Annotated in this window: 18 protein-coding genes and 2 pseudogenes; 11 read left to right on the top strand and 9 right to left on the bottom strand. The window is 67.1% G+C overall.

Annotated features, from left to right (window positions below):
• Positions 1-21: 21 nt before the first annotated feature.
• Positions 22-807, bottom strand: coding sequence for a Plug domain-containing protein (locus AADI75_RS12180; protein ID WP_341209287.1), 786 nt, complete (start codon positions 805-807; stop codon positions 22-24).
• 249 nt (positions 808-1,056) lie between these two features.
• Here AADI75_RS12180 and AADI75_RS12175 point away from each other — a divergent pair, with 249 nt between their 5' ends.
• Positions 1,057-1,767 (top strand): ZIP family metal transporter, encoded by a 711-nt coding sequence (locus AADI75_RS12175; protein ID WP_341209286.1) that lies wholly within the window; start codon positions 1,057-1,059, stop codon positions 1,765-1,767.
• A 217-nt stretch (positions 1,768-1,984) separates the two neighbouring features.
• Positions 1,985-2,173 (top strand): hypothetical protein, encoded by a 189-nt coding sequence (locus AADI75_RS12170; protein ID WP_341209285.1) that lies wholly within the window; start codon positions 1,985-1,987, stop codon positions 2,171-2,173.
• Between the two features lie 113 nt (positions 2,174-2,286).
• Here AADI75_RS12170 and AADI75_RS12165 read toward each other — a convergent pair.
• Positions 2,287-3,005, bottom strand: a pseudogene (locus AADI75_RS12165) (IS5 family transposase).
• Positions 3,006-3,482: 477 nt separating this feature from the next.
• Positions 3,483-5,090: a DUF5597 domain-containing protein gene (locus AADI75_RS12160; protein ID WP_341209284.1), complete on the bottom strand. Its 1,608-nt coding sequence runs from the start codon at positions 5,088-5,090 to the stop codon at positions 3,483-3,485.
• A 104-nt stretch (positions 5,091-5,194) separates the two neighbouring features.
• Here AADI75_RS12160 and AADI75_RS12155 point away from each other — a divergent pair, with 104 nt between their 5' ends.
• Entirely contained in the window at positions 5,195-7,540 is a 2,346-nt protein-coding gene (locus tag AADI75_RS12155) for a TIM-barrel domain-containing protein (RefSeq protein WP_341209283.1), read from the top strand.
• A gap of 99 nt (positions 7,541-7,639) precedes the next feature.
• Here AADI75_RS12155 and AADI75_RS12150 read toward each other — a convergent pair whose 3' ends face one another.
• The 3 genes from AADI75_RS12150 to AADI75_RS12140 all read right to left on the bottom strand — a co-directional run bounded on the left by AADI75_RS12150 (position 7,640) and on the right by AADI75_RS12140 (position 12,786).
• Entirely contained in the window at positions 7,640-9,025 is a 1,386-nt protein-coding gene (locus AADI75_RS12150; protein ID WP_341209282.1) for a family 43 glycosylhydrolase, read from the bottom strand.
• The gene (locus tag AADI75_RS12145; protein WP_341209281.1) at positions 9,013-10,479 is read right to left on the bottom strand and encodes a glycoside hydrolase; all 1,467 of its coding nucleotides are present in this window, start codon (positions 10,477-10,479) and stop codon (positions 9,013-9,015) included. Before AADI75_RS12145 ends, AADI75_RS12150 begins: the two co-directional genes overlap by 13 nt.
• A gap of 153 nt (positions 10,480-10,632) precedes the next feature.
• A complete protein-coding gene (locus AADI75_RS12140) occupies positions 10,633-12,786 on the bottom strand; it encodes a transglycosylase domain-containing protein (protein ID WP_341209280.1) in 2,154 nt (717 codons plus the stop codon).
• Positions 12,787-12,855: 69 nt separating this feature from the next.
• Between AADI75_RS12140 and AADI75_RS12135 the strand changes: the two genes are divergently transcribed.
• On the top strand, positions 12,856-13,455 hold the full coding sequence (locus AADI75_RS12135) for an NADPH-dependent FMN reductase (RefSeq protein ID WP_341209279.1): 600 nt from the start codon (positions 12,856-12,858) through the stop codon (positions 13,453-13,455).
• On the top strand, positions 13,452-14,309 hold the full coding sequence (locus AADI75_RS12130) for a CoA ester lyase (RefSeq protein ID WP_341209278.1): 858 nt from the start codon (positions 13,452-13,454) through the stop codon (positions 14,307-14,309). Before AADI75_RS12135 ends, AADI75_RS12130 begins: the two co-directional genes overlap by 4 nt.
• A 101-nt stretch (positions 14,310-14,410) precedes the next feature.
• Here the strand turns inward: AADI75_RS12130 and AADI75_RS12125 are convergent, their stop codons facing one another.
• Positions 14,411-14,845, bottom strand: coding sequence for a hypothetical protein (locus AADI75_RS12125; protein ID WP_341209277.1), 435 nt, complete (start codon positions 14,843-14,845; stop codon positions 14,411-14,413).
• Between the two features lie 97 nt (positions 14,846-14,942).
• Between AADI75_RS12125 and rpiB the strand changes: the two genes are divergently transcribed.
• From rpiB to AADI75_RS12095, 6 genes and pseudogenes are all read left to right on the top strand, one after another.
• Positions 14,943-15,377 (top strand): ribose 5-phosphate isomerase B, encoded by a 435-nt coding sequence (rpiB, locus tag AADI75_RS12120; RefSeq protein WP_341209276.1) that lies wholly within the window; start codon positions 14,943-14,945, stop codon positions 15,375-15,377.
• Positions 15,374-16,681, top strand: coding sequence for a serine hydroxymethyltransferase (gene glyA / locus AADI75_RS12115; protein WP_341209275.1), 1,308 nt, complete (start codon positions 15,374-15,376; stop codon positions 16,679-16,681). Before rpiB ends, glyA begins: the two co-directional genes overlap by 4 nt.
• Before the next feature lie 12 nt (positions 16,682-16,693).
• Positions 16,694-16,885 (top strand): hypothetical protein, encoded by a 192-nt coding sequence (locus AADI75_RS12110; protein ID WP_341209274.1) that lies wholly within the window; start codon positions 16,694-16,696, stop codon positions 16,883-16,885.
• An 8-nt stretch (positions 16,886-16,893) separates the two neighbouring features.
• Positions 16,894-17,355: a transcriptional regulator NrdR gene (gene nrdR / locus AADI75_RS12105; protein WP_341209273.1), complete on the top strand. Its 462-nt coding sequence runs from the start codon at positions 16,894-16,896 to the stop codon at positions 17,353-17,355.
• Positions 17,356-17,435: 80 nt separating this feature from the next.
• Positions 17,436-17,642, top strand: a pseudogene (locus AADI75_RS12100) (GIY-YIG nuclease family protein); the annotation flags it as partial.
• Positions 17,643-17,765: 123 nt separating this feature from the next.
• Positions 17,766-18,560, top strand: coding sequence for an RNA methyltransferase (locus tag AADI75_RS12095; protein WP_341209294.1), 795 nt, complete (start codon positions 17,766-17,768; stop codon positions 18,558-18,560).
• A gap of 2 nt (positions 18,561-18,562) precedes the next feature.
• Here AADI75_RS12095 and AADI75_RS12090 read toward each other — a convergent pair whose 3' ends face one another.
• Both AADI75_RS12090 and AADI75_RS12085 read right to left on the bottom strand, forming a co-directional pair.
• Positions 18,563-19,435: a hypothetical protein gene (locus AADI75_RS12090; RefSeq protein ID WP_341209272.1), complete on the bottom strand. Its 873-nt coding sequence runs from the start codon at positions 19,433-19,435 to the stop codon at positions 18,563-18,565.
• A 446-nt stretch (positions 19,436-19,881) separates the two neighbouring features.
• The coding region (locus tag AADI75_RS12085; protein ID WP_341209271.1) for a cation:dicarboxylase symporter family transporter at positions 19,882-20,270 on the bottom strand (389 nt) is incomplete at its 5' end.

Genomic DNA, 20,270 nt, shown 5'->3' with positions numbered 1-20,270 from the left:
GTCTTGGCAGTAGGGGCAATGTTACATCATTTCCGCTGATGCGACGGTCAGATGTCGAGCCGTAGCGAGGCGCGGACGGTGCGGGGCGCGCCGGGATAGATCCACGGCCGGCTGTACGAACTGGCCGCGTAACGCGCGTCGAACAGGTTGTCCGCCTCCAGCCGGAAGCGCAGCCACGGCGCGACGGGCGCCTCCACCGCGGCCTTCGCCTCGCCCGCCCGGATCGACGTCGCCGAACACCGCGCCGGCGGGTCCCTTCAGCACCTCGATCCGCTCGACCGTCGCGGGGTCGCGCGGCGGCGCCATGCCGCGGTTGGCGACGAAGCCGTCGACGTAGAATTCGGCGCCGCCGTCGGGTGTCCCGGTAAAACCGCGAATGGCGAAATTGTCGAGCACGCCGCCGCGATTGTTCTGCTGACTGAAGCCACTCACTAGCTCCAGCGTGTCGCTCAGCCGATAGGTGCCGGCAGCCTCGAGCACGTCGCGTTCGAGCGAGCGGCTCGACTGCGACATGCGCTCGGTCGCGGGATCGGACGAGAGCGTGCGATCCACCGTACGGCGCATTCCGAGGACCACGATGTCGGTCCGCTCCTCCGTTTTCTCCTGTGCCTCCGCCGCTAGCGGGGCGGCACCGAAGGCAAGCGCCAAGCCGAAAGCGGAAGGACGACGCGGGCGGGACACGAAAATCAGAGACATGCGGGCTCCTGAGGCACGACGACCATAAGGTGCCGAGATGATTGGTATGTTGCAACATTCCATACCGCCATCGCGCTGCGACGCAACACCATGCCGGATTGCGTCAACCAATGACTCGTCTACCGATCATTGATCACTGCTGTCAGGCGCGCAAGGCTAGCCTGAGGCGACACCGCCCGGGGTGTTGGGCTAGATCAGAGACGAGCGTGGGCGACAACGCTAGCTAGGCCAGGTGTTACGTTGTAACGCCGCCCGTCGTCGATGAGACAGCTGAATTGGTCGGAGCGGAATGATTTTAGGTGCGCAACCGAGATGGCGCAGGCGAGGGGTGTCAGCAGTGGCGCTGCCGGGACACCGCCCGTGACCATCCCGTTTCTCCCGATCGCGTTCGGCATCGCCGCCAGCGCGGCGACGATCGCCGGCGGCCTGCTGGCGTTCCGATTGGCCGATCGGATGACCGCGATCCTGGCGATCGCGGCAGGCGTCGTGCTCGGCGTGGCGTTCTTCGACCTTCTGCCCGAGGCGCTCGAGTTTGCCGAGGGGAGCTACACGCATCGAGGCACGATTGCGCTCGCGGCACTTGGCTTCGCCGGTTACCTCCTGCTCAGTCGCCTTCTCGCCACGGCGGAAAAGCGGGTTCGATGGCAGGCGCATCTCGGGCCGGCCAGCCTGACGTTACATAGTTTTATCGACGGATTGCTGATGGGCATGGCCTTTCAGATTGCGCCGGAGATTGGCTGGGCCGTCGCACTGGCGGTGCTGACGCACGACCTGGCTGACGGGGTCAACACGGTCAGTCTCGCGCTCTCGATCGCGCATCGCGGGCTGGCGGTGAGATGGCTTGTCGCCAACGGCCTGGCCCCGCTCGCCGGCGCGGCGACCGGGCTACTGATACGGCTGCCGGACGCGGTGTTCGCCCCGCTGATGGCGATCTTCGCCGGCGTGTTCCTCTACATCGGCGCGTGCGAGTTGCTGCCGCGGAGCCTGGCGAGGGACGGACGCCTTCGTACCACGTGCGCGGTGTTGGCGGGGGTCGCATTGATGCTGGCGGTCACGCGGTACGCCGGCTAGGTTCCAATCTGTTAGGTAGAGGCTCCGTCGGGCGCATGCCGGGATTCAACGCCACGGAGGTGACGCTCGGGGCGCATGGCTCCCTCCCGCGCAGGCGCATGTCGGTGGCGATCCGGGAGCAGTTGGGACGAAGGTGCTGACGGACAATTACGCAACGTGCTGTTCAAACTGACCCACCTTTGGCAATCGGACGTGCCGCCCGACGAAGGACGGTGCGATGGCCAATCTTGTGGGTGGAAGCACCGATTTCCTGATGGAATTTGTTCAAGCTAGAGCCTTGGGTGAAGATATGGTACAGCAAGAAGGATTTAATTATGCATGGCGATCTCGCAATCGTGTCATGCGATGTGCATTTCATCAGTCAGGAGGACAGCTACATTTTCGTCAACAAGAGCTTTGTGTTTAAGGAATGCGAGGACGGCAAGATACGGAGGATCATACACCAATCGTCGTTACCGTATTAACCTGATTTACCCCGTCTCACCTAATGGACTTAGGATCAGGACTTGTTGATCACAGTCAGAAGATGACGGTGGCAGCGAGGCCAAGGGCGGCGAAGAAGGCTTCGGGGCAGCGATCGTGTCGGGTGGCGGCCCGGCACCCGTCTTTGAGGCGGCCATGAATTCCGACGCGGCTGCGGCACCGGCAGCGGCGCTTGTCGTATCTAACTGGCCCAATGCGCAACATGCGATCCGCGTACGGGGCTGAACGCCCGGGGCCTCAAGACAGTCCCTGACCAAATCAGCGTCCTAGCCGCCCCGGTCGCCGAGCAGCCAATGCGCTTTTGGTAGCTCGTCCATCAGCGCTGCCGCGCCGGTGTAGTCGCTGACTTGCCCAGCGGTCTTGAAGATGCTCCAGCGGCGGCCGTTCGCGTCGGCGATGGCATGGAGCTTCGTTTTCATGCGTTCGAGAAGGAGGCCGAGATCTCCATTGTAAACCGCAAGCTCGATGCCGCGAGATACGCGTTGATGTATGTCGCGTCGACCATGACGGTCTTGAGCTCGGCATCGCCCCCAGCCAGCCCCTCCATCATGCTCGTGAGTACACCTCGCTCCCCGCAACGTTTCCGCCGGTTGTACAGCGCTTGTGAGGAGCATAGGCGCTGGGCAGATCGCGCTAGCGCAGGCCATTGCGATTGATGAATATGGTGCCGCTTAACACCCGCCGGTCATCCACCCGAGGCTTATGATGGCCTCGCGAAAAGCACGGTCGCAGCACTTAATCTGCTCGTCCGTCAGCCCGAAAAGGGGCGCTCAATCGAATCTCCTTACAGAGCCGGATCCAGGTCACAACGCTCACATCAATGAGCCCTGACACTAACCATTCCTCATCGCTGACTTCATCCAAACAGGTAGGACCGATCTTGCCCAGCCACTCCGACCAAAACGAAACATACTTTTTTCTGGGATCTGGCCGCACCTCGCCGTGCTCCAAAAGCACCTCGTGAATGACTTTCCCTCATATCGCCTGTTTCTCATTCACGACCAAATGCTATTAGCAGCAGATTACTTGTGCAGAGCGGCCCAATTCGGGACTCAGCAATTTTCGACCGATTTAAAGATTTAGTGGCGACAATGGGTAGGCAAATCAAAGTGGCTCCACGTGCCCGTAACCATCTTGAACACGACGCCAGCCCAAAAACCTGCCGGCACCTCGGGCCCAACGTGTTGCTCGCCATGGTGAGCGGAGAAAATGTTCTCCGCCAGCCAGCTACTTCAGCGGTAGCGACCCATCGTCACCTTCAACACCTGCGGGCGGGCGGCCAGATTGATCCCGTAGTCGGTCTGGTCGCCGTTCCAGACCCGCGATGTCACCCACCGACCCTTGTCGAAGCTCCCCTCTTCGACCCGCAGCATCATCGCGCCGGGCATCTTGTCGGTCGCGTCGATCTGAACGCGGACATGATCCCCGACGATCAGGAATTCGTCGGCGGAGAGCTGCGCGACGGCCATTCCGCCGATCGGCTCATGGGCCCACGGTGCCGGGTCGGCCTTGAGCCACGTCCAGTCGCGCATCCCGAACTGCCATTCGCCCCAGGAGGCCTTGATCGTCCACGCGCCCATGCGCGTGGATTGGGCCGCGCCATCGTCGGGCTTCGCAACGCCCCAGGTCGGACGCTCATAGGCGATCCGCGCCCAGTCGCGCATGATCGAGCCGAACATGGCGTAGGTCAGTGTCAGGGGTGCGAGCGTCGCGTCGCTCAGGTCGCGCGCGCCGAGCGGGAAGTTGAAATAGCCGCTGTCGTCCATGCCGAACGGCGCATAGCCGATCGCGCCGCGGCCCAGCGCCGCATAGGCATAGCGGTGGAAGTCCCGCGCATTGCCGACCTCGGGTACCATCAACGCGTTGTCGGGGCGGGCATATTGGTCGAGGTACGCCGTCGCGTTGGCGCTCTTGCGGTCATAGATGTCGGGCGCGGCGAAATCGACGTGCGGCGCGGCGGCTTTCCAGATGTCGAGCACATCCTGCTGCGGCCCACCGCTCGCCACGCCGTCAGGGTCGGGGACGTTCGACGGGCCGGCGAGCGCCGCGTTGACGTACATCGGTAGCGGTTTGACCGCCTTGCCGGCCGCGGCGATCGCATCGACGTAGGAGGCGACGTACCAGGTGTTGAACGCGCGATCGGCCTGCGCGCCGAAGACCTGCGACCATGTTCCGCTCCGCCCGACCCGTTTTGCGAGCGCTCCCGGAATGGCCTTGGCGAACAGCGCATCGGCGACCGGGGCGTAATCGCGAGGGTTGCGGTAGCTGCCGGTTTCGTTCTCGGGCTGGACCATGATGACGGTATGCTGCGGATCATGATCGCGGAGGTATTCCATGACCTTGACGAACGCCGTGCGATCCGCCGCCAACGTCGCGGCACCATGCGGGCTAAGCACGCCGTGATCGCTACCATCGCGCTTCTTCATTCGCGGAAAGCGGCGATTGTCGAGCTTCACCCAATCGGGCGTGTAGGCAGGGGACGTGTTCTTCCACGTCCCGAACCACAGCAGCACGACACGCTTATCGTGCGCGCGCGCCTGGTCGAGCAATTGCTGGAGGAAGGAGAGATCGAAGTGGCCTTCCTGCGGTTCGACCTGCTGCCAAGCGATCGGCACCTCGATCGTGTTGGCGTGGATGCGATCGAGTACCGGCCACGCGGTTTTCAGCACTTCTGGGTAGTTGCTTGAATTATTGACCTGCCCCCCGAGGATCGTGAAAGGCGCGCCGTCTACGATCAGCGCATGACGACCGTTGCGGCTCTCCAGCCGGGGAAGTTGCGCGGCAGCGACATCGGCGGTCGCAAGCAGCAGCCCCGCGGCAATGGTGGTACGTCCGATCATTTCCTCTCCCCCGTCACCTCGGCCGAGGTCGACTTGTGCAGCGGTGCATCCTGCCGCAAAGGAATGGTAGCGCTACGAACGCTGAACGCAACGGGGAGTGAGTGATGATCGGGCAGGCGGATCGGATCGAGGGCAGGCGCGTGTGGCGTGCCACGCTGTTGGGGGCGGCCGCGCTCGTTTCGGCGTCCGCGTCGGCAGCGCCGCTTGCCACCGTGGATCGCAATGGCGCGCTGGTCGCGGTCGAGCCGTATGCGCCGAACATCGTTCGCGTCACGATCGCACTGGAGCGCAAGCTGGCCGATGCGCCGCCGGGTGAGGGACCGAATGCGAGCGCCGATTTCGCCGGCTGGCAGCATCGCACCGACGCGGCCGGCGACGTTTTTGCTTCATCGGCGATGACGGTGACCGTCAAGGCGCAGCCGTGGCCGGGCGCGCCGTCGCAGATGCAGCGTTATTTCGCGCCGTCTTTGCCGCCGGTGTCGATCGCTTTTGCGGATGCCGGAGGGCGGGGGTTGACCGAGATGAAGGGGTGGGAGCGGGCGCCGCATACCGTCACCGGCGAGCAGACGTTCAAGGTGGGCGCCAGCTTCTCGGTCCAGCCGAACGAGCATTTCTATGGGCTGGGGCAAAATCAGGAAGGAATTCTGGACCTTAAGGGACGCACGATCGACTGCCGGCACAATTACGACGCGCCGGCGGGCGAGACGGTGTGCGTGCCGTTCATGGTCACGAACAAGGGCTACGGGATCGTTTGGGACAATCCTTCGGCGCTTACGGTCTCCGCCGGCCTCAATAATAGCACCCACTTTCAGTCGAACGTGGGCGAAAGAGTCTCGTTTTTCGTCATCACGGGCGCAACGAGTGACGACTTGTACGCCGGTTATGCGAAGCTGACCGGCACGACCCCGCTGCCCCCGAAGGCCGCCTTCGGGCTGATCCAGTCCAAGGCGCGCTATGAGACACAGAAGGAGCTGCTCGACATCGCCGACGGCTATCGGCGGCGCGGCTATCCGCTCGACGTGATGGTGCTCGACTGGTTCTACTGGACGCGGATGGGCCAGCTCGACATCGACCGGACCTTCTTCCCCGACCCCAAGGGGATGAACGAGGCGCTGAAGGCCAAGGGCATGCGCTCGATCATCAGCGTCTGGCCGCGGTTCGAAAAAGAGTCGCGCTATTACGACATGCTGGCCGCCAAGGGCTGGCTGCTCCAGCACAAGGACGGCACGCCCGTCGACGGGCTGGCGGTCCGGTCCGACCGCGCGGGCGCGCTGATCGATTCGACCAACCCGGAGGCACGCGGCTGGTTCTGGGAGAAAATCCGCGACAACCTCGGGTCGCAGGGTTTCGAATGGTATTGGCTCGACGAGACCGAGCCCGATCTGGTCCCGGACGGCTACCATTATTCGATCGGCACCGGCGATCGCTTCCACAATCTGTTCCCGCTGGTCCATACCGGCGGGGTGGCGCAGGGCAGCGCGCGCGATCGGCCCAACCTGCGCAACCTGATCCTGTCGCGTGCCGCCTATCTGGGCGTGCAGCGGACGGGGGCGCTGTTCTGGTCGTCGGACGTGCAGTCGACGTGGGAGGTGCTCAAGCGACAGGTGCCCACCGGCCTCGGCTTCACCGCGAGCGGCATGGCCTATTGGAGCAGCGACACCGGCGGGTGGCAGTGGCCGAACGGGCCGGTCGCGCCGCGCCCGGTGCTGCTCGACCCGGCCGGCGCGACCGCGATGGGGGCGAACTATCCCGATTACCCGGAGCTGTTCGCGCGCTGGTTCGCGTACAACAGCTTCACGCCGACGCTGCGGATCCACGGACAGCGCCCCGCAACCGCGATCTGGGAATATGGCGCGGCGGCCGAGCCGGTGCTCGCGAAGTTCCTGAAGCTCCGCTACGCGCTGATGCCGTATCTCTATTCGCTGGGGTATGGCACCTACAAGACCGGCGCGCCGTTCATGCGCGCGCTGTTCATGGACTTCCCCAACGATCCGAACGTGGCGACGATCGGCGACCAATATATGTTCGGGCCGGCGTTCCTGGTCGCGCCCGTGACCGATCAGGGGATCACCGAGCGCAAGGTGTATCTGCCGGCGGGGGCGGACTGGTACGATTACTGGACGAACCGCCGCTATACCGGCGGGCAGACGATCACCGCGGCGGCACCGATCGACCAGATCCCGCTGTTTGTGCGGGCGGGCTCGATCGTCCCGTTCGGCGCAGCGGTGCCGAGCACCGCGACCGACCAGAAGCTGGAGCAGATCCGCGTCTATCCGGGGCGTAGCACCAGTTTCACGCTGTACGACGATGACGGGACGACCAACGATTACCGCACCAAGGGCGGGCGTAGCGCGACGCTGACGTGGGACGATGCCGCGGGTCGGTTGAGTGCATCGGGGAAGCTGCCGAGCGGGCAGGATGCGGCGGGGTTGGCGCAGGTGGTGAAGTAACCTTGCTGCGTCGCGCTTGGCTCCAAGGCCTCGCTTGATCGCGCGCTCAAAGAAGAAGCGGGGCCCCGGATCAAGTCCGGGGCGACGGAAACGGAGAGGTTAGCGGCGTTGCGCCGCTTCGCCGTCGATCGACCATTCCCACAGGCCGGCACCGGGCGTCGCGACGGTAAGCCGCAGATAGCGTGTGGTGACGGGGTGGCGCAGCGTCACCGGGGACCCCTGATGCTCGCCCGGTGCGAGCAGCCGCGTCCAGCGCTTGCCGTCGCGCGAGGTGTCGAGGGCGTAGCGGTAGCGGCGGGTCGCAAATTCCGGGCGGAGGCGGCTACCGGCGACCTGACGGACCGTGCCGAGATCGGCGACGATCGTGCCCGTTCCGCTCGCGGGGGCCCGCCACAGCGTCGCGTAATTGTCGTCGGCGGCCTTGGTCGTCTCGCGGCCACCGACCGGCGTCCACGTCAGTCCCCGATCGCGTGCGGCGGCGAAGCCCGCGACCGCGCTGCCGTGCGTCGGGCGGACGGGCACGAACGTACCGTCGTCCGCGATCGTCAGCGGATCGACCGCCACCTGTCGCAACACCGTATCGCCGGATTGCGGCCACGGCAGCGACTGGCGGTGGTAGAGAATGTAGTTTTGCCCCTGCGAGCGGAACACGGCGTGGTGCCCGGGGCTGACGATGTCGCGCGCGGCGTCGGTCTGGAGCAGCGGGCTGTTGAGCGCCTCGTGGAAGGGGCCGAACGGCGTCGCGCCGATCGCGTAGCGGACCTTGTACGTGTCCCTGGTGGTGTTGCCGTCGCTGTACGTGAGCAGATAGCGGCCCTTGGCCTTCACCATGAACGGCCCTTCGAAGTAATTCGCCGGGGTCACGTCACGCGGTGTGCCGTCGAAGGTGACCATATCGGGCTTGAGCCGGACCACGAAGCAATGACCGTTGGTCCAGTTGAGCCCCGATCCCCAGTAAAGATACGCCCGACCGTCGTCGTCGATGAACGCCTCGGCATCGATCATGTGATAGGCGGGTGCGAAGTCGCGGGCGATCAGCGGCTTGCCGCCGTTGGCGTCGCGCCACGGACCGGCGGGTGCAGGGGCAGTGCCGACCCACACCTCGCTGCCGACCGACACGTACATGAACCAGCGACCGTTCGCGGCGCGGACCACCGACGGCGCCCAGACCTTCGAATCGCCCGAGGTCGGACTGGTCGCGGCGGCCTTGGTCGGCCAGTTCGGCGTCGAGAAGCGCCAGTCGCGGCCGTTCTCCGACGTCCACAGCCCGAGCCGTTTGTCGCCCCACGGATCGATCGTCGCGAAGATATACCAGCGGTCGCCGTCGTGGACGATCGAGGGATCGGCGAAGTAACCGGGGAGCAGCGGGTTGCCCGCCCCCGGCGCGTCCCAGCGCGCGGGTTCGTCGGCGGCGAGCGTCAGCGGCGCGGCGAGCAGCAGCAGCGCGGGCGCGAAACGGTGCAGATGGGCAGTCAGGCGGGGCATGGCAGGTCCTTCGCGCCATCGCGGCGCAGGATGAGGGTGACGATCGCACGCGCGGGGGCGAGCGTTCCCGGCACGCAGGTCGCGCGGCGGGTCGCATCGGTGACGACCATCTGCGTCGTCCAGCCGGCGGGCAGCGCGAGCTGGCGCGAGGTGACGCCGGGGTTGACGTGGACGAGCGTCAGGCGTCGTCCGTCCGGCGACAGTGCGCCGATCGTGTCGAGATCGTCGACGGGGACCAGCCGGTCGCCGGGGCGGATGTAGCGGCTGAACTGCGCCATCGCCCAATATTTCTGCGTGACATGGATCGCATGGGACGCGGTCGCGGGGCTGCGCAGGTCGGCCTTGACCAGCCCCCAATTGCTGCCCTTCGCGCGGTCGACGGTGCTGAGCGTCTCGACCGCCTGCCAGAACACCCAGGCGGCGGGCTCCAGCCGCTTGATGTCGAGCACGATATGCTCGGCCATCGCCAGCGGCGAGGCCATGCCGGCGAAATCCTCCGGGTCCTTGTCGAGCGGCGCGTCATTCTCGCTCATCCACAACCGGATGCCGGCGGCGCGGGCGGCGTCGCGCACGCCGGTCTGGTGGATGGTGCCATAGCTGTGGACGTTGAGCTGCCCGATCCGCGCGCGCGTGGCGGCGGGATAGGCCGCCCAATCGGCGAGGAAGAGCACCGAATTGGTCTCGTCCGGCGCGGCGACGACGGTCTTCAGCCCCTGCGCCTTGAGCGCGGCATCGGTGGCGTCGACCATCGCGGCCTGTCGCGCCGGGCTCCAGTGCGCGCCTTCCTGCTTGTTGGCGGCGAACCAGTAATCGGTGTTGGGCTCGTTGACCGGCGAGAGCGTGCGGAAGGTGATGCGGTGGCGCTTCTGCAATTCGGCCACGCTGCGCGCGAGATAGGTTGCGAACGGCTGTTCGAAGCCGGGACGCAGATTGTCGTCGGTGGCCTTCTCGGCCCCCGAGACGCGACCCGAGACGGTCATGAACCACGGCGGCGAATTGGAGAAGGCCTCGAAGATCGGCGTCTTCACGCGATCGCGGATCGCGTCGAGCCACCAGCGCTGGCGCTGATCCTGCGACCAGTCCCACATCGCCGGATCATCGGCGCGCCACCAGTCGCGGCCTTGCACGCCGGAGGGTTGCCGCCAGAAGCCCGGTACCGCGCCGCCGGGACGCAGATACGGCTTGGTGCCCGCGGCATTGCCGCCGCCGATATTGTAGCGCGCGATCGTCCAGCCGAGGCCGTCCTTGCCGTAGAAGAGATCGGCAAGCCGCTCGCGCTCCGCATCGGGCCAGCCGCCGGTGACGTCCGCGAACCACGCGAGTGCGGTGCCCCAGCCTTCGAACGTCGTCGAAGGGCGGTCGACCGCCGGGCGCAGCGTGACGGTGACGGCGCGCTCCTGCGCGGCGACGGGAGCGGCGAGCGCGGCCAGCGACGTCGCAGCGGCTATCAGCAATCGACCCGGAACAGCTCTTCTCCCGCTTTTTGTAAGACAATAAGCGTGAGGGCGGCGTGGTCAAGGCAGAGTGGTGACGTGCTCCTCTACGTTCGGTGCGGCGGAGCAAGGGTCGCGGTGCGGGACCACATCAGCTTGCTCCGTCATCCCCCTTTAGAAGCGGTAGTCGTAATCCTCGTCCGGGCCGCCCTCGCCCTCGCGGGGCGGTCCGCGATCGTCGGGATAGCGTTCGACGGGTACGCGCTGGCGCGGCTCCGGCGGCTGCGGCAACTCGATCCCCAGCTCGCGCAGTCGGTCGACCGCATCCTCGATCGACGGTTGCGCGCCGTCGAGCGCGCGGCCGAACTGATCGAGCGCGTCGTTCATATTGTCGAGCGGCACGCCCATCTCGTCGGCTTCGGGCGCGACGACGACCGGGATGTGCAGCGCCGACATCATGAACTGCCGCCAGATCTGCGCCGGGATGCCGCCGCCGTGCAGGCCGGGGTTGGGCGAACTGTCGTCCTTGCCGACCCACACGCCGACGACGAGGTTGCCCGCAAAGCCGATGAACCAGCCGTCGCGCCCGCCCTGGCTGGTGCCGGTCTTGCCGAAGGCATCGACGGGCAGGTTGGCGTCGCGCCCGGTGCCGCGGATCGACGAGCCGAGCAACGAGCGCATCGCGTCGCGCACCTTGGCGGGCATTTCGGTGTCGCGGCCGGCGATCTTCTCATACCAGCTCGCGTTGCGACTGCCGTCGACCCCGCGCGGGGTGACCGGATAGCGGCCGTTGGCGATCGCGGCATAGGCGCCGGTCAGCTCGAGCAACGACACTTCGGCGGTGCCGAGCCCGATCGTCGCCTCGTTGGGGATCGGCGTGGTGATGCCCAGGTCGCGCGCCGCCTTGATGACGTTGCGCACGCCGACCTCCTGCGTCAGCCGCGCGGCGACGACGTTCGAGGAGCGCGCGAACGCGCGGCGCAGCGTGATCGGGCCGAGATAGCGGCCGTCGTCGTTGCGCGGCTTCCATCCGGCGATCTCGACCGGCGAATCGTCGCGGACGTCGTCGGGGGTCAGCCCGGCGCGCAACGCGGCGAGATAGACGAACAGCTTGAAGGTCGAGCCCGGCTGACGCTTCGCCTGCACCGCGCGGTTGAAGGCGCTGGTCTTGTAATCGCGCCCGCCGACCATCGCGACGACCTCGCCATCCGGGCGCATCGCGACCACCGCCGCCTGCAGCCCGCGCAGGCTCGCCTGGCGCACGACGCGCTCGGCGGTCGATTGCAGCCCGCGGTCGAGCGTCGTCTTGACGGTCGCCTCGGTGCCCGCGTCGCCGGCGACCTCGCGCGCGGTGGGGAGCACCCAGTCGGCGAAATAGGTGCCGGTCGGCAATGCGTCGGCGCGCGCGGCGAGCACGCGCTGCGGCTGGACGGTCGCGGCCTCGGCCTTGGTGAGGAAGCCGGCGTCGACCATCGCGCCGACCACCACCGCCTGCCGCGCGCGCGCGCCCTTCAGATTGCCGGTCGGCGCGAGCCGCGACGGCGCCTTGACCAGACCGGCGAGCATCGCGGCTTGTCCGACGTTCAGCTTCTGCGGGGTGCGGCCGAAATAATGCTTCGACGCGGCGGTGATGCCGTAGACGTTGTCGCCGAAATAGACGTTCGACAGATAGCGCGAGAGGATCTCGTCCTTGCTGAGCCACGCCTCCAGCCAGAAGGCGATCATGACCTCGCGGATCTTGCGCGCGGCGGTGCGGTCCGAATCGAGGAAGGCGTTCTTCGCCAGCTGTTGCGTGATCGTCGAGCCGCCCTGCCGGACCCCGCCCGAACCGACGTTCGCCCAGGCGGCGCGCGCGATGCCGCGCGGGTCGATCCCCCAGTGCGAATAGAAGCGCCGGTCCTCGATCGCGAGGAACGCTTCGCGGACGTGCGGGGGCAGCGTCTTCGCGTCGACGGGCGTGCCGATGATCGCGCCGCGTCGCGCGATCGGCGTGCCGTCCGCCGCGGTCAGCGTGATCGACGGCGGGGTCGGCGGCTTGAGCGAGCGCGACAAGGGCGCGGTGACCGCCAGCCACACGACCGCGAGCACGAACAGGACGATCGACGCGGCAAGGCCGCGGACGATCCACGTGCCCCACGCGATCCGGCGGCGACGCGGCGGCGGATCGCCGCCGTCGTCGAAGCGCGGGGCGCCGTAGCGATCGTTGTCGTGCGCGGACTCGCCGTGCCACGCGCCGAACGACGGCAATTCATCGGGCGGGCCGCCCGGATTGTCGCCGCGTGCGTGGTTGTAGCGGACGCGGCCGGTGTCGTAGGGGTCGGGGCGCATGGCTGTTGGTGTCTTACGCTGATATAACAGTTGTCGCAAGCCTCGCCCGCGTGAACGAAGGATAGCCAAATGCAGGATGATGCGAAAGGCGCGCGCGCGCCGCTGGTGGTGGGGATCGGCGGGACGATCGGCGGCGTGTCGTCGACCGAGCGCGCGCTGAAGATCGCGCTGGGCGAGGCGGCGGCGCAGGGGTTTCGCACGCAGATGTTCGGCGGCGCCGACATGGCGCGGCTGCCGCTGTACGATCCGCGCGCGACCTCGCGGACGCCGGAGGAGCAGGCGTTCGTCGAGGCGGTGCGGCAGGCGTCGGCGGTGATCATCTCCAGCCCCGGCTATCACGGCAGCATCTCCGGCGTGGTGAAGAACGCGCTGGACCTGCTGGAGGAAACCGCCCGCGACTCGCGGCCGTATCTCGCCGACATGCCGGTCGGGCTGATCGCGACTGCTTATGGGTGGCAGGCGACCGGCTCGACGATCGCGGCGCTGCGCTCGATCGTCCATGCGCTGCGCGGGTGGCCGACGCCGTTCGCCGCCGCGATCAACACGCAGGTGACGCGCTTCGACGACGAGGGCGGGGCGAGCGATCCGGCGGTGGTGGAGCAATTGCGGCTGATCGGGCGGCAGGTCGCGCGGTTCGCGCCGCTGTCGGGCGGCGGCGTCGCGGCATGACGCCGGCGGTGCGTCCGCGGCGAAGCGCGCTGTTCCTGCCGGCCTCGAACGCCCGCGCGATCGAGAAGGCGCGGACCTTGCCATGCGATGTGGTGATCCTCGATCTGGAGGATGCGGTTGCGCCCGCGCAGAAGAACGCAGCGCGCGCGGCGGCGACCGCGGCGGTTCGCGAGGGCGGATTCGGGGCGCGTGAGCTGGTGGTGCGGGTGAATGCGCTCGACACCCCGTGGGGCGCGGAGGATCTGGCGGCGCTTGCCGGGGCCGGGGTGGACGCGGTGCTGCTGCCCAAGCTGGAAGACCCGGCGACCTTGGCGGACGTGCGCGCCGCGCTGGGCGACGGACCCGCGCTCTGGGCGATGATCGAGACGTGCGAGGGGGTGTTGCGGCTGCCCGCGATCGTCGCTGCTGCGGCAGCCCACGGGCTGACGGCGCTGGTCGCGGGGACGAACGATCTGGCGCGCGAGTTGCGGTGCCGGGTCGGCGCCGACCGCGCACCGTTACTGCCCGCGCTCGCGCAGATCGTGCTGGCGGCGCGGTCGCGGGGGTTGGTAGCATTCGACGGCGTCATCAACACGCTCGACGATCAGGCGGCGATCGCGGCGGAATGCGCGCAGGGTCGCGATTACGGGTTCGACGGCAAGACGTTGATCCACCCGGCACAAATCGCGGCGGCGAACGCCGCGTTCGGGCCGTCCGACGCCGAGGTTGCGGCGGCGCGGCTGCTGGCGGCGGCCTTCGACGGGCGCGAGGACGAGGGCGCGATCCGCGTCGACGGGCGGATGGTGGAACGGCTGCATCTGGAGGAGGCGCGGCGGACGCTGGCGCTGGCCCGGGCGATTTCCGGACGGGATTAGCGTATGTCCGTCATTCTCACGAAGGCGGGGATCCAGAAACGCTGACGTTGCGGCTCACGAAGACCTGCGCGTCTGCATCCCCGCCTTCGCGGGGATGACGATTACGTTCGGCAATATCCTTCGCCCGGTTTGACGATCAGGCAATCCTTTTTGCCCGCCAGCCATTTGAGCCCGGTCGCGTCGCCGTTCCCGGGCACTGCGGTTTCCGCCACGCCATTGCGCAGGAACCGTAAGCCTTCGGCGGTGACCGATCCATCGAATTTGCCGTGGTGGTCGAGGTCCCATTGCATGTCGAGCGTCACGCCGCCGGCCTCGCGGCGGGTGACGTCGAGGTACATGCCCTCCACCCCGATCCAGCGGCCGAGGTAGCGTTCCTCGCGCGCGGCGGTCGCCGCGGGCTCGACCGCATTGTCGCGCGGTGCCGCGACGGGACCAACGCGTTCGGTGGGCGTGCCGCTGGGCGACGGGTCGGGCGCCGGCTGCGCACAGGCGGCCAGCGCGAGCGGGGCGAGCAGGAGCGGAAAGCGCGTCGTCATGGTACATCAACCAGCAGTGTCGGGCCTGCGTTCCGGGTAGCTTTGGCGCGCGCGGATCGCTAGAGCGCGGCCATCCTATCATTCCGGGAGTCGATCCTTGCGTATCGCCATCGCCTGCGACCATGCCGCCGTTCCGTTGAAGGACGATCTGCGCGACTGGCTGGCGAGCGAGGGGCATGAGGTGATCGACCTCGGCACGCATGGGGCCGCCAGCGTCGACTATCCGGATTACGGCCGCCGCCTGGCCGATGCACTCGCGGCGGGCGAGGCGGAGCGCGGCGTCGCGATCTGCGGATCGGGAATCGGCATCATGATCGCCGCCAACCGCAACCCGGCGGTGCGTTGCGCTTTGGTGAGCGAGCCGCTGTCGGCTGAGCTCGCGCGCGCACACAACGACGCCAATGCCATCGCGTTCGGCGCGCGGCTGATCGGCCCCGAAATGGCGCGCGCCTGCCTTCGCACCTTTCTGTCCACGGATTTCCTCGGCGGGCGCCATGCCGCGCGCGTCGACATGCTCAAGGAGCCCGCATGAGCACCAACCCGACCTCGCTTTCCGACATCCAGCCGGATGGTTTCTTCACCCGTGGCCTCGCCGACGCCGACGCGGCGGTGTTCGCCGGCGTCGAGCACGAGCTGACCCGCGAGCAGACGCAGATTGAGCTGATCGCGTCGGAGAATATCGTCAGCCGCGCCGTGCTGGAGGCGCAGGGCTCGGTGTTCACCAACAAATATGCCGAGGGCTATCCGGGCAAGCGTTACTATCAGGGCTGTCACCCGTCCGACGAGGTCGAGCAGCTCGCGATCGATCGCGCCAAGCAGCTCTTCAATTGCGGTTTCGTCAACGTCCAGCCGCATTCGGGTGCGCAGGCGAACGGCGCAGTGATGCTGGCGCTGGTCAAGCCCGGCGACACGATCCTGGGGCTGAGCCTCGACGCGGGCGGGCACCTGACGCACGGCGCGCGCGCGGCGATGAGCGGCAAGTGGTTCAACGCCGTCCAATATGGCGTGACCGCCGACACGCATCTGATTGATTATGACGCGGTCGAGAAGCAGGCCGTCGAGACCCAGCCGAAGCTGATCATCGCCGGTGGCTCTGCGTACCCGCGCCACATCGACTTCGCGCGCTTCCGCGCGATCGCCGACAAGGTCGGAGCGTATTTCATGGTCGACATGGCGCACTTCGCCGGGCTGGTCGCGGGCGGCGTCCACCCGACGCCGTTCGGCCATGCGCATGTCGTGACGACCACCACGCACAAGACGCTGCGCGGCCCGCGCGGCGGCATGGTGCTGACCGATGACGAGGCGATCGCCAAGAAGATCAACTCGGCGGTGTTCCCGGGGCTGCAGGGCGGGCCGCTGATGCACGTCGTCGCCGCCAAGGCGGTGGCGTTCGGCGAGGCGCTGCGCCCTGAGTTCAAGAGCTATGCCGCGGCGGTGGTCGAGAACGCCAAGGTGCTGGCGGCGACGTTGAAGGAGCGCGGCGCGGATCTCGTGTCGGGCGGCACCGACACACATCTCGCGCTGGTCGATCTCACCCCGCTCGGCATCACCGGCCGCGATGCGGACGAGGCGCTGGAGCGTGCCGGCATCACTTGCAACAAGAACGGCATCCCCAACGATCCGCTGCCCCCGGTCAAGACCAGCGGCATCCGCGTCGGCTCGCCCGCGGGCACGACGCGCGGGTTCGGCACCGCCGAGTTCCGCGAGATCGGCAATATGGTCGCCGACGTGCTGGATGGTTTGCGCGAGAAGGGCGAGGGCGGCGACGCCACGGTCGAGGCGAACGTGCGGGAACGTGTTCGCGCGCTGTGCGCTCGTTTCCCGATCTACAGCTAAGGAGAACGATCGGTGGCCGATTTCGACAGCAAGGTGAACGAAGTGCGCGGCACGGTGAAGAACACGCCGGGGCTGGGCAAGAGCATGGCGAAGTGGAGCGCGCTGGGCGCGGTGGTGGCGATCCCGCTGCCGGTGGTGGGGCCGATCTTCGGCGCGATCGCTGGCGCGGCCTGGGCCTATCACAAGGGCACCAAGAACAAGTGACCCGCTGAATGCGCTGCCCTTTTTGTGGACATGACGCCAGCCAGGTGAAGGACAGCCGCCCCACGGACGATGGGGCGGCGATCCGGCGGCGGCGGCAATGCGAGGGCTGCGCGGCGCGCTTCACCACCTTCGAGCGCATCCAGTTGCGTGATCTGACGGTGGTGAAAAGCGAATCGCGGCGCGAGCCGTTCGACCGCGAGAAGCTGCTCCGCTCGATTGCGATCGCGGCGCGCAAGCGGCCGGTGGAGCCGGTGCGGCTGGAGAAGCTGGTCAGCGGCATCCAGCGACACCTCGAGACGAGCGGCGAGGCCGAGGTGTCGGCCAAACGGATCGGCGAGATGGTGATGGAGGGACTGAAGGTCCTTGATTCGGTCGCTTATATCCGGTTCGCTAGCGTCTATCGCGAGTTCAGCGAGGCGCGGGATTTCGAGGAATTCGCGGGGAGCGTGGAGGAAGCGGGGCGGGGGTAAAGCTCGATTTGACATCCCCACCGTTCGTCCTGAGGAGAGGCTGAGCTTGTCGAAGCCTCGTCTCGAAGGACCCGCCCCGCGTGAGTTTCTACACCTACCTCCTGCGCTGCGCCGACGGCAGTTACTACGTCGGGCATAGCGACAATCTCCAGGCGCGGATCGGCGCGCATCAATCCGGCGAAGTACCGGGCTACACGCAGAATCGTCGTCCCGTCGAGTTGCTGTGGTCGCAGCACTTTCCCACGCGCCATGAGGCACTCGGCGCCGAGCGGCAGATCAAGGGGTGGTCGCGTGCCAAGAAGGACGCGCTGGTTCGGGGAGATTGGGAGGCGGTTCGATCCCTCGCGAGCCGGGCTGTCCTTCGAGACGAGGCTTCGACAAGCTCAGCCTCTCCTCAGGACGAACGGGGAATGAGCGTGGAAGGCGTGGCGGTGCCCGGCTCGGCCGCTTCTCGGGATCAAAGGGAGGCAGACGGACAGCCAGCCGCCCCGCCCCCCGTCATCGTCCTCGTCCGCCCGCAACTGGGCGAGAACATCGGCAAGGCGGCGCGTGCGATGCTCAATTTCGGGCTCGCCGAGCTGCGGCTGGTCGCGCCGCGCGACGGGTGGCCGAATCCGCAGGCCGGGCCGGCGGCGTCGGGCGCCGACATCGTGCTGGAGCGTGCACAGGTGTTCGACAGCGTGGCCGAGGCGGTCGCGGATTGCGTGCATGTCTACGCGACGACGGTGCGCAAGCGCGGGGTGACCAAGCCGGTCGTCACCCCGGCGGCGGCGGCACGGACGATCCATGCCGGGCCGGGGCGGTCGGCGATCCTGTTCGGGCCCGAGCGATCGGGTCTGGAAACCGACGATGTCGCGGTGGCGCGGACGATCATCACCGTGCCGATCAATCCCGACTTCGGCAGCCTGAATCTGGCGCAGGCGGTGATCCTGGTCGCCTATGAATGGTCGAAGGGGCAGGCGCTGGCGAGCCCGCCGGCGGTCGATGCCGATCCGCCCGCGCCGCAGGTCGAACTGGACGGGATGATCGCGCAGCTCGACGCGCTGCTCGACGACGGCGGTTATTTCTATCCGCCCGATCGCACCCCCACGACCCGGCGGATGCTGCGGACGTTGCTGACCAAACCGGGCTGGTCGAGCCAGGAGGTGCGGACCGTGCGCGGGATCCTGTCGACGCTGGTGCCCAAACGGCCGCGCGACGGCTGACGTCAGTCGATGCGGGGCGAGGGTGGCCGTCCGTCGCAATAGGACGTCGCCGGATCGCGCAGCGACAGACCGGCCGATACCGCGCGTCGGATGATCAGGCGGATCGATCCGTGCTTGGCGCTCTTTGCCTCGCTGGGCTCGCCGCACGCGCTCAGGCGATCGGTCGACACCAAGAGGCCGTTCGACGTGCGCCTATAGGGGCCGCCTTCGCCGGTCAGCGGGGCGACGCGGCGCCGCACCGTCGTATCGGGGGTCGATAGTGCGCGTGCGACCTGCGCGACGCGCACCGCATGATGCGGCAGCAGCACGGGCGGCGCGTTGAAGCCGCCGATCACGCGATCGGCCTTCAACGACTGATTGTTGGCGTGCAGCACGACCGAGAAGATCGCGAGGTCGATCGGCTCCGCACACAAGGCGCGATTGGCCTCGAACAGAGCGAGGAAGAGGTCGATCGCTGCACAGAGGCCATCGGACAGCGACAGTCGCGTGGAGACGACGGCCGGCACCTTGGCCACGTCGATCAACCCCATCGCCACCGCATCCGCGAGCAGCCGCACGAAACAATCATGAGCATATCGCAGCTGCTGCCAATTGTCCGGCCGTCCCCAGAACGCGCTCGACAACGTGACGCCGTTGCGCATCCGCTCGCAGACGCGCGCTTCGAGCAGGGCGCAGATATGGCGCCGCACGGTTTCGAACGGGCGCCCTAGCGACATCGCCGCGGAATGGACCGAGATCGTGCCCCGCTGGTCCGGCTGCGACATGCTGGTGCGCAGGAGCAGGCAGAAGACCATGAACCGGTCGACGTTGCCATTGAAGTAGCGAAGGCCGGTGATGCTCATGCTGCTGTGGAATTCGGCCAGCAGCACCGCCATTGGCGGAACCGTCCGCTGATGCCACGACAGCGCGTGAATATCCCCTGGTGGAACAGTATGTTGCCGTGCAAGCGCGTAGTTCGGCACCGATTCCACCCCTTTGCCTAGCGTCACTAAGACGATTATTTTTACATTCTGGAATTATCGATCCGGCTTCGTAAGACTGTAACCGGTCCGGGCGCTTCTACTGAGGCAGGTAAAGCGCGCAAGAAAGGATGACATGCCTACGAACAAGTTCCTGTTACTGCAGCTATCCTTCAAAAGCACCTCAGAGATATGGTGAAGATTGTTTGGTCTCCAGCGTATTATCCCCGTCCAGACGACTGTACTTGCCCGTTTAATGCGAGCTAACTAGCGGAAATATAGGCGAAAGTATACCGTGGGCGAGCACGTTACCGGTATCAAAATGGGACGGCCGCAGCGGGCCGTCCCAGAATAGGAGGCGGTTATTCAGCCGGTTGCGCCGCCGACACCGCCGGTAGCGGTCGGCCGGCGAGCGCCGCATCCAGCGCGGTGCGGTCGAGTTTGCCCTCCCACCGCGCGACGACGATCGCAGCCACCGCGTTGCCGACGAAATTGGTGAGGCTGCGGCATTCGCTCATGAAGCGGTCGACGCCGAGGATCAGCGCCATGCCCGCGACCGGCACGGTCGGGACGATCGACAGCGTCGCGGCCAGGGTGATGAACCCGGCGCCGGTGACGCCCGCCGCACCCTTCGACGAAAGCATCGCGACGCCGAGCAGCAGCAATTGCTGGCCGAGCGTCAGGTCGACGTTGCACGCCTGCGCGATGAACAGCGCCGCCAGCGTCATGTAGATGTTGGTGCCGTCGAGGT

It is taken from the genome of uncultured Sphingomonas sp., assembly GCF_964021865.1.
Lineage (GTDB): Bacteria > Pseudomonadota > Alphaproteobacteria > Sphingomonadales > Sphingomonadaceae > Sphingomonas.
This window is presented reverse-complemented; position numbering and strand designations above follow the sequence as displayed.